The organism is Enterobacter cloacae complex sp. XAL002, from assembly GCF_049236805.1.
GTDB classification, from domain to species: Bacteria; Pseudomonadota; Gammaproteobacteria; order Enterobacterales; family Enterobacteriaceae; genus Enterobacter; species Enterobacter intestinihominis.
The window spans coordinates 169,796-183,506 of the sequence record NZ_JBMKJN010000008.1 but is presented as its reverse complement, the minus strand read 5'-3'; the positions used below and the strand labels follow the sequence as shown (position 1 = coordinate 183,506).

The window sequence follows — 13,711 nt, the reverse complement described above, 5'->3', positions numbered from 1 at the left end:
AGCCTCAAATACATTTGAAATAGTCGAAGGGCTCACGGCAGGTATTGCAGCGGTAGAGCGCTTTGCAGGCCGTGGAACCAAATTCACTGATGAGCGAGGTATCGGTGCTCGCACAGCGCGGGCAGCTCACCTCCGCGGGAACGTGGGCATGGCAGCTATGGCCGACAGGCGGGCTGATGCCATATTCCCGCAGGCGCCTGCGGGCATCGTCGGTCATCCAGTCGGTGGTCCAGGCGGGCTCCAGTTGCAGCACAATATGTACCGGGGAAAAGCCGTTCCCGGTCAGAGTTTCGCGGATCGCCCCCAGCAGATGCTCCGTTGCCGGACAGCCCGAATAGGTTGGCGTGAAGCCTATAACCCAGCCTTCCCCCTGCGCCTTCACGCTGCGCACCATGCCTAAGTCGGTGATGGTCAGCACCGGCACTTCCGGGTCGGGGATCTGGTTTAACAGCGCCCAAATCTGCGGGATTTGGGCAGACGCAATGTCGACGAGGCGTTGCATAGCGTTCTCCTTTACCACTGCTGGTCGGGGTAAACGCGCTGGAGATACTGCATCTCAGCCAGCATCGGTCCGAGGTGTTCAGTATGTAGCCCCTTCTTGCCGCCCGTGCGATACGCCACTTCCTCGGGTACGCGGAGGGTAGCTTCCGCCAGCCCGGCAAACACTTCGCGCTCCCACGGTTCCCGCAGGGCGCGCGGATCAACCGCCACGTCGGTGTCAACCAGCGCCAGCTCGACGTCGTCGGCGTCAAACAATTCAGCCGTAAAGCGCCACAGGCTATCCACCGCCTGCTGCATTTTCTGTGAGGAGGTTTCTGTCCCGTCCCCCAGCCGCACCAGCCAGCCGCGGCTAAAACGCAGGTGATAGCGCACCTCTTTAATGGCTTTTGCCGCGATGGCGGCAAGCTGACTGTCGCTGCTGTGGATCAACCGTTCGTACAGCGCTACGTTCCACGCATCCATCAGATACTGACGGGCAATGGTGTCGGCGAAGCTGCCGTTTGGCTGTTCCACCAGCAGCAGATTGCGGAACTGACGCTCATCGCGGCCATAGGCCAGGGTGTCTTCATCACCCTTACCCTCCCGTTCAGCGGCGTAGGTCAGGAAATTGCGCGCCTGCCCGAGCAGATCAAGGCCGATATTGGCGAGCGCCAGGTCAATTTCCAGCTCCGGCGCATGGCCGCACCAGGCGCCCAGACGCTGTGAGAGCACCAGACCGTTGTCGCCCAGACGCAGGGCATAAGCAGATACGTTGTTCATCCCCAACCTCACATATGCTCAATGCCATCAGGGATGGTGTAAAACGTCGGATGGCGGTAGACCTTGCTTTCCGCCGGATCGAAAAACTCCCCGCTCTCTTCCGGCTGGGAGGCGACGATTTCACTCGCCTTCACCACCCAGATGGAACAGCCTTCGCTGCGGCGGGTATAGGCATCGCGCGCGTTTTCCAGCGCCATGCGGTCGTCGGCAGCGTGAAGGCTGCCCACATGGCGGTGCGACAGCCCCTGCTTCGAACGGACAAAAACTTCGTATAACGGCCAGTAAACATTGCTCATGGTTGATTCCTCTTATGCGGCCTGGCGGGCGCGTTGTTTTTCCGCGTGGGCCAGAGCGGCTTCACGCACCCATGCGCCGTCGTCCCAGGCTTTACGTTTTGCGGCCAGACGTTCGTGGTTGCAGATCCCGCGCCCGTTGATCACCTCGTCAAATTCGTGCCAGTCGATTTCGCCGAAGCGGTAGTGGCCGCTCTCTTCATCGAAACGCAGGTCGGGATCCGGCACGGTCATGCCGAGCATCTCCACCTGAGGCACCGTGTTGTCCACGAAGCGCTGGCGAAGCTCATCGTTGCCAAAGCGTTTGATCTTCCAGGCAAGACTGCGGGCGCTGTTTGGGGAGTTGTCGTCGTTGGGTCCGAACATCATCAGCGCGGGCCACCAGAAACGGTTGATGGCGTCCTGCAACATCTGCCGCTGGGCTTCGCTGCCCTGCGCCAGCGCCATGCAGGCCTCAAAACCCTGACGCTGGTGGAAACTCTCTTCTTTACAGATTTTCACCATCGCCCGGGCATACGGGCCGTAAGACGTACGGCACAGCGCCACCTGGTTCACAATGGCCGCGCCGTCCACCAGCCAGCCAATGACGCCGATATCGGCCCAGCTCAGGGTCGGATAGTTGAAGATGGAGGAGTATTTCATCTTGCCGTCGAGCATCTTTTGATAGATGTCCTCCCGGGCGCAGCCCAGCGTTTCCGCCGCGCTGTAGAGGTACAGGCCGTGTCCGGCTTCGTCCTGAACCTTCGCCAGCAGAATGGCTTTCCGGCGCAGCGTCGGCGCGCGGGTGATCCAGTTTCCTTCCGGCAGCATGCCGACAATCTCAGAGTGGGCGTGCTGTCCAATCTGGCGGATCAGCGTCTTGCGATAGGCATCCGGCATCCAGTCCTGCGGCTCGATGGCCGTCTCCTGTGCGATGCGTTGCTCAAAGCGTTGTTCTTGCGTCACATAACCACCTTTGTGATTCGTTAAATCACCAAAAACAGCATAATGGTGAATCATTTGGTTTCTTAAAAGTTACACAAAGGTTAAATGTAACCCCAAGAAGCGTTTGTTTATTTTGTGACGACGCTCGCAAGCCTTTTCATGAAAGGCCGATGATACAAGGCTTTCGGGGGGTCAGGCTAAGCAATAGAGATCACAACGTTAACAATTCATTAAAACTCAGCTTGCTTTTTATGATTCGCGATCAAACTATTTATAGTGAAATCACGAAACACCTGGAGAGAAGAAATGCAGCAGTTAGCCAGCTTCTTGTCCGGCACCTGGCAATCAGGCCGGGGCCGCGAGCGCACCATCACCCACGCCATCAGCGGGGAAACGCTATTTGAAGTCACCAGCGAAGGGCTGGATATGGCGGCCGCGCGCCGTTACGCCATTGAACACGGCGGAGAAGCGCTCCGCGCAATGAGCTTTATCGAGCGCGCCGCCATGCTGAAGGCGGTGGCCAAACATCTTCTGAGCCAGAAGGATCGGTTTTATGCCCTGTCAGCCCAGACCGGCGCGACGAAGGCCGACAGCTGGGTAGATATTGAAGGCGGTATCGGCACCCTCTTCACCTACGCAAGCCTCGGCAGCCGTGAGCTGCCGGACGATACCCTGTGGCCGGAGGATGAGCTGATCCCGCTGTCGAAGGAAGGCGGCTTTGCGGCACGTCACGTGTTAACGTCGAAATCCGGCGTGGCGGTGCATATCAACGCGTTCAACTTCCCGTGCTGGGGGATGCTGGAAAAGCTCGCACCCACCTGGCTTGCCGGGATGCCCGCCATCATCAAGCCCGCCACCGCCACCGCGCAGGTGACTCAGGCAATGGTGAAAGCGATCGTCGAGAGCGGACTGGTGCCGGACGGTGCCATCAGCCTGATCTGTGGTGGCGCGGGCGATCTGCTGAACCAGCTCGACAGCCAGGACGTGGTGACGTTTACCGGGTCGGCCAGCACCGGGCAGAGCCTGCGCGTACATCCGAATATCGTCGCGCATTCCATTCCGTTTACCATGGAAGCAGATTCCCTTAACTGCTGCGTGCTGGGTGAGGACGTGACGCCGGAGCAGCCGGAGTTTGCGCTGTTTATTCGCGAAGTGGTGCGCGAGATGACCGCCAAAGCCGGGCAAAAATGTACCGCCATCCGCCGCATCATCGTGCCGGAAGCGCAGGTTGAAGCCGTCAGCCAGGCGCTGATTGCGCGGCTGGAGAACGTGGTCGTCGGCGATCCGGCCCAGGAAGGGGTGAAGATGGGGGCTCTCGTCAACAGTGAGCAACGTGCTGACGTGCAGGAAAAAGTCGATCATCTGCTTGCCTCGGGCTGCCAGATCCGTCTGGGTGGTAAAGCCGATATGCAGGCGGCTGGCGCATTCTTCCCGCCCACCCTGCTGTTCTGCCCGCAGCCGGATGAAACTCCGGCCGTTCACGCCACCGAAGCCTTTGGCCCCGTCGCAACCCTGATGCCGTACCGTAACATCGAACACGCCATGCAGCTGGCGCGGGCGGGCGGCGGCAGCCTGGCGGGAACGCTGGTTACGGCAGATACCCGCGTGGCGCGGCAGTTTATTGCCGGTGCCGCGCGCGCCCACGGACGCATTCAGATCCTCAACCAGGAATCCTCGAAAGAATCTACCGGCCACGGTTCACCGCTGCCGCAGCTGGTGCACGGTGGTCCGGGACGTGCGGGCGGCGGGGAGGAGCTGGGCGGCCTGCGCGCGGTGAAGCACTACCTTCAGCGCACGGCCATTCAGGGCAGCCCGTCCATGCTCGCCGCGATCGGTAAACAGTGGGTCCGTGGCGCGGAGGTGCAGGAAGATCGCGTTCATCCGTTCCGTAAATACTTCGAGGAGTTACAGCCGGGCGACAGCCTGCTGACCCCGCGTCGTACCATGACGGAAGCGGATATCGTGAATTTTGCCTGCCTGAGCGGGGATCATTTCTACGCTCATATGGACAAAATTGGCGCGGCGGAGTCGATTTTTGGCGAGCGCGTGGTACACGGTTATTTCCTGATTTCCGCTGCGGCGGGGCTGTTTGTCGATGCCGGGGTTGGGCCGGTTATTGCCAACTACGGCATGGAAAACCTGCGCTTTATCGAGCCGGTTAAGCCGGGTGATACCATTCAGGTGCGCCTGACCTGTAAACGTAAAACGCTGAAGAAACAGCGCACTGCCGAGGAAAAACCCACCGGCGTGGTGGAATGGGCGGTGGAGATCTTCAACCAGCACCAGCAGGCCGTGGCGCTCTACTCCATCCTGACGCTGGTGGCGCGCCAGCAGGGTGACTTTTAATCAAAGCAATGGCATTAACCTTGCTGCCTCGAGTGTTTGAGCGCATCAAAATAAACGGAAGGTAATACAGGGGCTGGTTGGCTTTGATTAATCGAACCATCCAGTCTGCCTGGTTTGGATAAGTTACAACCGGAAACACTAAGCAAATTGACCGTATAGTTAGCATAGTTATTATTTATCGCCGGGAATATTCCCGCGTTAAATTACATGGATGATTAACAGACTATGGCAATTCCTGTTTACCTTTTCTTGACTGACGATGGTGGTACAAAAATTACAGGCTCGGTGGATGTTTGTTACCGTGAGGGAAGCATTGAAGTCACTGGCTTTACACACAATCTTCGCCTCCCAACCGATCCATTGACCGGGAAAATTACCAGTAAACGTAACCATGCCCCAGTCGTATTTCAAAAAGAAATCGATTCCTCCTCCCCTTACCTGATGAAAGCGGTTGCGACTGGCCAAACCCTTAAAACGGCCGAGTTCAGGTGGTATCGCATTAATGACGCCGGACAGGAAGTAGAATATTACAATATGCGTCTCGATAATATTCGCGTCGTTTCCGTTACGCCATTGATGCATGACATTAAAGACCCGACGAAAGAAAAACATAATCATCTTGAAGTCGTGGAACTACGCTATGATAAAATAACATGGACATATTGCGATGGTAATATACAGTTTGCAGACTGTTGGGCTGAGCGTTAAATATGCGAAATCCTTCCTATTCAACACCCTATAATATTGCATCCTTTGCACCACCTGGCGTGGACGTCGTTAGCCACATGATAATAGCGCGATTTCATGGTGGCCCCTCATTAATGACCTACATATGGTTTTATCAAATGGTCAGAAACCATGGTCCCTGGGATTATAAACAAGGCCGTGCAGAGTATGCCAATTTTGGCAATTTTCATTACGGTGCCGTTGGTGCGGCAGCAGGCATTCCTGAGGGAATTCTGCTCCGGGGGGCAGGCACTGCACAGATTCTTGCCGGGACAAGCGATCCTGCCGAATTTGCAAAATTCCAGAACAATAATAATTACGGTGATGATCCAGTCGATCAGTTATGGATAAGGGCAGGAATAGATTATGCGCGACGTTCGGGTTTTTAACTGGCGAGCTGGAATTATTATCTTTAGTTTTCTCATATTCATTGCATACCCTTTCCGCGATCTTTTTACCGTGTATGAAAATTTGCAGGAAAAAATTAAGGTTAACGATCGTTTAACTCTTTACATCACCCAGGTTGAGACGGGCTCACTGTCTAAAAACAGGTCTCATATTTATCTCTTTGATGCGAAAAAAAGTCCGGAAGAATTCATGTCTAACATTAAGAATATCAATCCCGTCATGATCACCGATGATGATAAAGCTTCAGTGGCAATTAAAAATGGAGACATTTATCTTCGCGTTCGCGGTACGGTTTATTCGTTCACGACGGTAGGTTTCGATGTCTGCATTCATCTCGACAGTTCACCTTACTGAAGCACACTTTCACTTTCACGGGGTGTGATGCACCCCCGGTCTTTTTTTAACCTGGCAAGACTGACAAACAACCTGGCAGATGCAGGCAAACGCTTTTCGTGCGCGCCTGTCAGGATAAGGCTGACACAACACAATAAACACAACAAGATGAGGTCTGCGATGGGAAGCAATTCTTCTTTTTTTGCCCGTAGAACGGCACTGGCCATGGCCGTTGCGCTCTGTTGCGCCTGGCAATCCCCTGTTTACGCTCACGGCAGCGAGGCGCATATGGTCCCGATGGACAAAACGCTTCAGGCGTTTGGCGCGGACGTGCAGTGGGATGATTACGCCCAGATGTTCACCATCGTTAAAGACGGTGCCTTTGTGAAGGTCAAACCCGGCGCCAACACCGCCATCGTTAACGGCAAACCGCTGACGCTCCAGGTGCCCGTGGTGATGAAGAACAATAAGGCCTATATCCCGGAGACTTTTATCAACGATGTCTTTCAGTCCGGTCTTGATCAGACATTCCAGGTTGAAAAACGCCCCCATCCGTTAAACGCGCTGACCGCTGATGAAATCAACCAGGCCGTAGCAATCGTGAAAGCCTCTGCGGATTTTAAACCCAATACCCGCTTTACCCAGATTGCGCTGGCGGAGCCAGAAAAAGCCAAAGTCTGGGACTTCGTGCTTAACGGCACGGCGGTGGATGCGCCCCGCCAGGCCAATATCATTATGCTTGACGGCAAACGCATCATCGAAAGCCGGGTGGATCTGAAGGACAAAAAGATCCTCCGCTGGGAGCCGATCAAAGACGCGCACGGCATGGTGCTGCTGGATGACTTCAATACCGTGCAGCAGATCATCAATGAAAGCCCGGAGTTTGCCGCCGTGCTGAAAAAGCGCGGCATTACCGATCCGAAGAAAGTGATCACCACCCCGCTTACCGTCGGCTTTTTTGACGGCAAGGATGGGCTGAAACAGGAAGACCGCCTGCTGAAAGTGATCAGCTATCTCGACGTGGGCGACGGTAACTACTGGGCGCACCCGATCGAAAACCTGGTTGCGGTGGTGGATCTTGAGCAGAAGAAAATCCAGAACATTGAGGAAGGCCCGGTCGTGCCGGTGCCGCTCACCCCGCGTCCTTATGATGGCCGTGACCGCGTTGAAACGGTGAAAAAACCGCTGGAGATTATCGAGCCGGAAGGCAAGAACTACACCATTACCGGGGATATGGTGCACTGGCAGAACTGGGATTTTCATCTGAGCCTGGACTCGCGCGTCGGCCCGATGATCTCCACCGTGACCTATAACGACAACGGCAAAAAGCGACAGGTGATGTATCAGGGATCGCTCGGGGGCATGATTGTGCCGTACGGCGACCCGGATATCGGCTGGTACTTTAAGGCCTACCTGGACTCCGGTGATTACGGCATGGGTACCCTGACCTCCCCGCTGGTGCGCGGCAAGGATGTTCCGTCTAACGCCGTGATGCTCAACGAAACCATCCCGGACTATACCGGTGCGCCAATGGAGATCCCCCGGGCGATCGCCATTTTCGAGCGTTACGCCGGGCCGGAGTATAAGCATCAGGAGTTAGGTAAACCCAACGTCAGCACCGAGCGCCGCGAGCTGGTGGTGCGCTGGGTCAGCACCGTGGGTAACTACGATTATATCTTCGACTGGGTATTCCACGAAAACGGCACCATCGGCATTGATGCAGGGGCCACGGGCATTGAAGCGGTGAAAGGCGTGCAGACGAAAACCATGCATGATGCCACCGCGAAGGATGACACCCGATACGGTACGCTGATCGACCATAATATTGTCGGCACCACCCACTAGCACATCTACAACTTCCGTCTGGATATGGACGTGGACGGCATCAACAACAAGCTGGTGGCCATGGATCCGGACGTCAAACCGAACACCGCTGGCGGACCGCGCACCAGCACCATGCAGGTTAATCAGTATGATATTGATACCGAACTGCAGGCGGCGCAGAAGTTTGATCCGGGCACCATCCGCCTGTTGAGCAACACCAGCAAAGAGAACCGCATGGGCAACCCGGTCTCGTATCAGATCATCCCTTACGCGGGGGGCACACACCCGGTGGCGACGGGCGCGAGGTTTGCCCCGGACGAGTGGATTTATCACCGCCTGAGCTTTATGGATAAACAGCTGTGGGTGACGCGTTACCATCCCGACGAGATGTACCCGGAGGGAAAATACCCGAACCGTTCCACGCATGATACGGGCCTCGGCCAGTACAGCAAAGATAACGAGTCGCTGAACGACCAGGATAACGTCATCTGGATGACCACCGGCACCACCCATGTCGCCCGCGCCGAGGAGTGGCCGATAATGCCGACGGAATGGGTGCACACGTTACTCAAGCCGTGGAACTTCTTTGACGAGACGCCAACGCTCGGTAAGAAAAAAGAGCAGAAATAACACGTTGACCGGGCACGATGCCCGGTTTTTCATTCGCTTTCTTGCTGAATACCACTCCCCGATTATAGTTAATGTTACTTCGCTTAATGCTTTTGCAACATCTGAAACATTTTGTAGATATCGAAGTGTCCATGAACAACGCTATACATAACCGAGAGGTTTTAGGATGAAAGTCAATGAGATAGCAAGAAGCCTTGCGCTGGCCGGTTTTTTCATTTCCGCCAGTTCAGCCTGGGCCGCAGAAGCCCCTAAGGATGCAACCGCAGCAACTCAGCAGGCCAACAACGCACTCTTCAACCAGCTTCCTTTCTCCGATAACACCGATTTTACCAATGCCCACAAAGGGTTTATCGCCCCGCTACCTCAGGAAATTATCAAAGGGGAGCAAGGCAACACCGTCTGGGATCCACAGCAGTACGCCTTTATCAAGGAAGGCGATAAAGCGCCCGATTCGGTTAACCCGAGCTTATGGCGTCAGTCCCAGCTGATTAACATCAGCGGCCTGTTTGAAGTCACCGAGGGCGTGTACCAGATCCGTAACCTCGACCTGTCAAACATGACCATTATTGAAGGTAAAGAAGGCATTACCGTGGTCGACCCGCTGGTGTCGGCGTAGACGGCCAAAGTCGGGATGGATCTTTACTATAAAAATCGCGGCAAGAAACCTGTCGTCGCTGTTATTTACACCCACAGCCACGTTGACCACTATGGCGGCGTGCGCGGCGTGGTGGACGAAGCCGACGTGAAGTCCGGCAAGGTTAAAGTCTACGCGCCAGCCGGATTTATGGAGGCCGCCGTCGCGGAAAATATCATGGCGGGTAATGTCATGAGCCGCCGCGCCAGCTATATGTACGGCAACCTGCTGAAGCCGGATGCGAAAGGCCAGGTGGGTGCGGGGCTCGGCACCACCACCTCCGCCGGGACGGTGACCCTGATTGCCCCGACCAATATCATCGAGAAAGATGGTCAGAAAGAGGTGATCGATGGCCTGACCTATGATTTTATGCTCGCGCCGGGCTCCGAAGCGCCTTCTGAGATGCTCTGGTATATCGAAGAGAAAAAGCTGATCGAGTCTGCGGAAGATGTTACCCATACCCTGCACAACACCTACTCCCTGCGCGGTGCGAAAATTCGTGAACCGCTGCCATGGTCGAAATACATCAACCAGGCAATTGTACGCTGGGGTGATAAGGCCGAAGTTATCATGGCGCAGCACCACTGGCCGACCTGGGGCAACGAGAATGTGGTTAACCTGCTGAAAAGCCAGCGCGACCTCTACCGCTACATCAACGACCAGACCCTGCGCATGGCGAATGAAGGGCTGACGCGTGACGAGATCGCCGCCAACTTCAAGCTGCCGAACTCCCTGGCCAATACCTGGGCCAACCGAGGCTATTACGGTTCAGTCAGTCATGACGTCAAAGCCACCTACGTGCTCTATTTAGGCTGGTTTGACGGCAACCACGCGACCCTGGATGAACTGCCGCCTGAAGAAGCCGCGAAGAAATTTGTGGAGTATATGGGAGGCGCGGATGCCATCCTGAGTAAAGCTAAAACCGATTTTGACCAGGGCAACTATCGCTGGGTGGCTCAGGTGGTCAGCAAAGTGGTATTCGCCGATCCAAACAACCAGGCCGCACGTAACCTTGAAGCGGATGCCCTGGAGCAGTTGGGTTATCAGGCTGAATCCGGCCCATGGCGTAACTTCTACCTGACCGGCGCGCAGGAGTTGCGTAACGGCGTGGTGAAAGGTCCGACCCCGAATACCGCCAGCCCGGATACCGTGCGCGCAATGACGCCAGAAATGTTCTTTGACTATCTGGCGGTGCATATCAACGGTGAAAAAGCAGCGGATGCAAAATCGGTGTTTAACATCGACCTCGGCAGCGACGGCGGCAAATACAAGCTGGAGCTGGAAAATGGCGTGCTGAACCACACGGCGAACGCCGAAGCGAAGGATGCTGACGCGACCGTGACCCTCAACCGCGATACGCTGAATAAAATCATCCTGAAAGAAGTGACGCTTAAACAGGCTCAGGATAATGGCGATATCAAAGTGACGGGCGATGCCGCAAAACTCGATGCCATGCTCGGTTACATGGATAAATTTGAATTCTGGTTTAACATTGTGACCCCGTAAAGGCATGCACTCGCGGGCGGTCTTTCCGCCCGCCACAGGGACATTCTCTCTCATGGAAAAAAGACACAACGCCACTCCGGAGCCCGCGACCTGGCCGACCCGTAACGCCATGGTTGTCCACGGGCTGGCCATGAACCTGCCGTGGCTCGCCTTCGTCAACGCGAGCTTTGCGCTAATGATCCTGCTGCGCAATTCCCTGTTCGGCCAAATTGATACCCTCTTACACGTCAGCCCACCTCTCACACAGATGATTGACGCTTCCATGCTGGGGGTAGTCATCCTTTCCGTGGCGTTGGTAATAATGGCCTGGCGCCACATCCGCGGCGTCAGCGCCGTGCTGTTAATGTGTAGCCTGCTATGGTCGATAAGTTGTTACTGGTTTATCAACGTGATTCAGCTTCCTCATCCCTGGCCGATATTCGTTACCCTGCTGATGGCCGGTATGACCGCGCTCTATTTTCATCCGGTGGGGCTGGTGTGCTTTATCGCGCCGCTGTGGATCACCATGCCCGTTGCCAGCATGCTGCTGAATCAGGAGATGAACCTTCGCTTTGCCGGGCTGTGGGTGGTGTTCACGTTCATTCTCGTTTGCGGACGCTACATCCTCTTGAGCTGGTTTGAAGAGGCCTGGCGTCGCAACCAGCAGAATCAGCGTTTAATTTCGCGGCTAGATGCGCTGGCCCATCAGGATCCGCTGACGAAAACGGCCAACCGCCGGGCGATGGAGCTGGTGCTGGAAAACGCGGTGGAGCAAGGCAAACGCTTCACGGTCCTGATGCTGGATGTCGACTACTTCAAACTGTATAACGACACCTATGGTCACCAGGCGGGAGACGCGTGTCTCGCGCGGGTCGCGGAGGTGCTGAACACCTCGGTGCGCACGCCAGAGGATGTGGTTTCGCGCTACGGTGGTGAGGAGTTCGTCGTGATCCTCTTTGACTGTGAAGAAAGCGTTGCTGAGAAAGTCGCCGCGCGGATCCAGGCTGGCCTGCGCACCGCAGCCATTGCGCACAGCGCGTCGAAGGTGAGTGAATGTGTGACGGTGAGTATGGGCATTGCCGGCTATACCCCAGGACTGGCTGGCCCGGAAATCATCGCCCGCGCCGATGCGGCGTTGTATCGGGCGAAGGAGTCCGGGCGGGATAGGTGGTCGCGTTAAATAATGCCGGGTGGCGGCTACGCCTTACCCGGCGTTTTATTAATACCGCACACACACCGACTTGGTTTCACACCAGCCATCCAGCCAGTCGGGGCCGAAATCGCGCCCGGTGCCAGACTGCTTCATGCCGCCGAACGGCAGGTTGGCATCTATCAGCGTGTGGCTGTTCACCCACACGGTTCCGGCCTGTAGCCTGTCGGTGTACTCCAGCGCTTTACTGATGTTCTGCGTCCAGACGCTGGCCGTTAAGCCGTATTCAGTGTCGTTCGCCAGCTGAAGCGCCTCTTCCCCGTCAGCTACACGGACCAGATTTACCACCGGCCCGAAGACCTCTTCACGCGTCAGTCGCAGATGATTATCCGGGTTGACCACCAGCGTTGGCGAAACGTAATAGCCTTTGCCGTCTGGCCCCCGGTTCCCGGCGATCAGCTCCGCATTGTGCGCCTTCGCCTCATCCAGAAACGCCTGGACCTTATCGCAGTGGGCGCGCGACACCAGCGGGTTGATAAACGCATCCGGCGACATGCCCGGCCCGACGCTCAGGGATTTCACGGCCTGTTCAAAGCCGCTGACCAGCGTGTCGAACAGCGGAGCTTCAATATATATACGTGAACTGGCCGCGCAGACCTGCCCCTGATTCAGGAAGCTGCCGGTCATCAGCCCTTCAATCACCCACGCCGGATCGGCATCTTTCAGCACGATGGCCGGGTTTTTGCCGCCCAGTTCCAGCGTCACGCCCGTTAGCGTATCCGCCGCCGCGCGGGCAATCTGCTTGCCCGTCGCCGTCGATCCGGTAAAGCTCACTTTGGCAATGCGCGGGTGCGAGGTCAGTGCCGCGCCACAGACGGCGCCACTGCCGGTCACCACGTTGAATACGCCATCCGGGATCCCCGCCTCGCTCGCCAGTTCCGCCACCCGTAACAGGGTGAGCGGCGTGGTTTCCGAGGGTTTGATCACGATGGAGCAACCTGCCGCCAGCGCGGGCATCACTTTCCACATGCCAATCATCAGCGGGAAGTTCCACGGCACAATCCCCGCCACGACCCCAACCGGCTCTTTACGCGTCCACGCCTGATAACGCGCGCCCTGCGGCAGTGGAATCGAGAGATCGAGGGTTTTACCGGCAATTTTGGTGGTCAGCCCTGCCGTGTAGCGCATCCAGTTCAGGGTGCAGCCCACCTCGAAGGCGCGGGAAATGTTAATCGATTTCCCCTGCTCCAGGGTTTCGAGCTGTGCCAGCTCTTCGCCATGCTGTTCCACCAGATCCGCAAACCGCAGCAGGATGCGTTCCCGCTCTGCCGGAAGCCGCCCGGCCCAGCTTCGGGCGACAAAGGCGCGCCAGCCAGACATCACCGCACGATCGACATCATCAACGCTGGCATCGGCGGTGGAGGCAATGACCTCTCCGGTCGCCGGGTTGTAGACGTTCAGACGCTTTTCGCTATCGGATGCCGCCTGACGCCCTTCGATCCACAGGCCGTGCTGGCGATCTAAAAACTGCTGCACGCCAGGCAGGACGGCGACGTGTGATTCGGACATAGGATACTCCTTCGTTATGCTTCGCAGGGTGTGTATGCAGTCTAAGAGGGGATTCGCATTCCTGCTTTTGTCTGTGTGACATTCGCTTTGCCAGCTGTGACAGGCTCCGCAAATCGTGATAATTCCCGC

10 protein-coding genes and 2 pseudogenes are annotated in these 13,711 nt (G+C 56.5%); 7 read left to right on the top strand and 5 right to left on the bottom strand.

Annotated features, from left to right (window positions below; all coding sequences use genetic code 11):
* Positions 1-4: 4 nt before the first annotated feature.
* From paaD to paaA, 4 genes are read right to left on the bottom strand one after another with little or no spacing between them, the layout of a single operon-like run.
* Positions 5-502 carry a 1,2-phenylacetyl-CoA epoxidase subunit PaaD gene (paaD, locus tag ACOT0L_RS10295; RefSeq protein WP_126503730.1) on the bottom strand — a complete coding sequence of 166 codons (498 nt, stop codon included), beginning with the start codon at positions 500-502 and terminating at the stop codon, positions 5-7.
* Between the two features lie 11 nt (positions 503-513).
* On the bottom strand, positions 514-1,260 hold the full coding sequence (gene paaC, locus ACOT0L_RS10290) for a 1,2-phenylacetyl-CoA epoxidase subunit PaaC (protein ID WP_063147362.1): 747 nt from the start codon (positions 1,258-1,260) through the stop codon (positions 514-516).
* Between the two features lie 8 nt (positions 1,261-1,268).
* Positions 1,269-1,556 carry a 1,2-phenylacetyl-CoA epoxidase subunit PaaB gene (gene paaB / locus ACOT0L_RS10285; protein ID WP_003857353.1) on the bottom strand — a complete coding sequence of 96 codons (288 nt, stop codon included), beginning with the start codon at positions 1,554-1,556 and terminating at the stop codon, positions 1,269-1,271.
* Between the two features lie 12 nt (positions 1,557-1,568).
* Complete coding sequence (gene paaA, locus ACOT0L_RS10280) at positions 1,569-2,498, bottom strand: 1,2-phenylacetyl-CoA epoxidase subunit PaaA (protein ID WP_022648019.1); 930 nt, start codon at positions 2,496-2,498, stop codon at positions 1,569-1,571.
* A gap of 285 nt (positions 2,499-2,783) precedes the next feature.
* Here paaA and paaZ point away from each other — a divergent pair, with 285 nt between their 5' ends.
* The 7 genes and pseudogenes from paaZ to ACOT0L_RS10245 all read left to right on the top strand — a co-directional run bounded on the left by paaZ (position 2,784) and on the right by ACOT0L_RS10245 (position 12,043).
* Entirely contained in the window at positions 2,784-4,823 is a 2,040-nt protein-coding gene (paaZ, locus tag ACOT0L_RS10275; RefSeq protein ID WP_126503728.1) for a phenylacetic acid degradation bifunctional protein PaaZ, read from the top strand.
* Positions 4,824-5,048: 225 nt separating this feature from the next.
* Positions 5,049-5,531 carry an Hcp family type VI secretion system effector gene (locus ACOT0L_RS10270; RefSeq protein ID WP_022648017.1) on the top strand — a complete coding sequence of 161 codons (483 nt, stop codon included), beginning with the start codon at positions 5,049-5,051 and terminating at the stop codon, positions 5,529-5,531.
* Between the two features lie 113 nt (positions 5,532-5,644).
* Positions 5,645-5,938 carry a polymorphic toxin type 44 domain-containing protein gene (locus ACOT0L_RS10265; protein ID WP_223825170.1) on the top strand — a complete coding sequence of 98 codons (294 nt, stop codon included), beginning with the start codon at positions 5,645-5,647 and terminating at the stop codon, positions 5,936-5,938.
* Positions 5,916-6,311 (top strand): hypothetical protein, encoded by a 396-nt coding sequence (locus tag ACOT0L_RS10260; RefSeq protein WP_022648016.1) that lies wholly within the window; start codon positions 5,916-5,918, stop codon positions 6,309-6,311. The genes ACOT0L_RS10265 and ACOT0L_RS10260 overlap by 23 nt, the downstream gene beginning before the upstream one ends.
* 159 nt (positions 6,312-6,470) lie before the next feature.
* Positions 6,471-8,744, top strand: a pseudogene (tynA, locus tag ACOT0L_RS10255) (primary-amine oxidase).
* Positions 8,745-8,910: 166 nt separating this feature from the next.
* A pseudogene (locus tag ACOT0L_RS10250) lies at positions 8,911-10,884 on the top strand (alkyl/aryl-sulfatase).
* Between the two features lie 52 nt (positions 10,885-10,936).
* Positions 10,937-12,043, top strand: a complete 1,107-nt coding sequence (locus ACOT0L_RS10245; protein WP_023300025.1) for a GGDEF domain-containing protein — start codon at positions 10,937-10,939, stop codon at positions 12,041-12,043.
* 39 nt (positions 12,044-12,082) lie between these two features.
* Here the strand turns inward: ACOT0L_RS10245 and ACOT0L_RS10240 are convergent, their stop codons facing one another.
* Positions 12,083-13,582 (bottom strand): aldehyde dehydrogenase family protein, encoded by a 1,500-nt coding sequence (locus ACOT0L_RS10240; RefSeq protein ID WP_022648012.1) that lies wholly within the window; start codon positions 13,580-13,582, stop codon positions 12,083-12,085.
* Positions 13,583-13,711: the final 129 nt, after the last annotated feature.

Coding starts and splice junctions, on each gene's coding strand:
- ACOT0L_RS10265 (WP_223825170.1), top strand. CDS start 5,645: ATGACCTACATATGGTTTTATCAAATGGTCAGAAACCATGGTCCCTGG.
- paaB (WP_003857353.1), bottom strand. CDS start 1,556: ATGAGCAATGTTTACTGGCCGTTATACGAAGTTTTTGTCCGTTCGAAG.
- paaC (WP_063147362.1), bottom strand. CDS start 1,260: ATGAACAACGTATCTGCTTATGCCCTGCGTCTGGGCGACAACGGTCTG.
- paaZ (WP_126503728.1), top strand. CDS start 2,784: ATGCAGCAGTTAGCCAGCTTCTTGTCCGGCACCTGGCAATCAGGCCGG.
- ACOT0L_RS10260 (WP_022648016.1), top strand. CDS start 5,916: ATGCGCGACGTTCGGGTTTTTAACTGGCGAGCTGGAATTATTATCTTT.
- paaD (WP_126503730.1), bottom strand. CDS start 502: ATGCAACGCCTCGTCGACATTGCGTCTGCCCAAATCCCGCAGATTTGG.
- ACOT0L_RS10240 (WP_022648012.1), bottom strand. CDS start 13,582: ATGTCCGAATCACACGTCGCCGTCCTGCCTGGCGTGCAGCAGTTTTTA.
- ACOT0L_RS10270 (WP_022648017.1), top strand. CDS start 5,049: ATGGCAATTCCTGTTTACCTTTTCTTGACTGACGATGGTGGTACAAAA.
- ACOT0L_RS10245 (WP_023300025.1), top strand. CDS start 10,937: ATGGAAAAAAGACACAACGCCACTCCGGAGCCCGCGACCTGGCCGACC.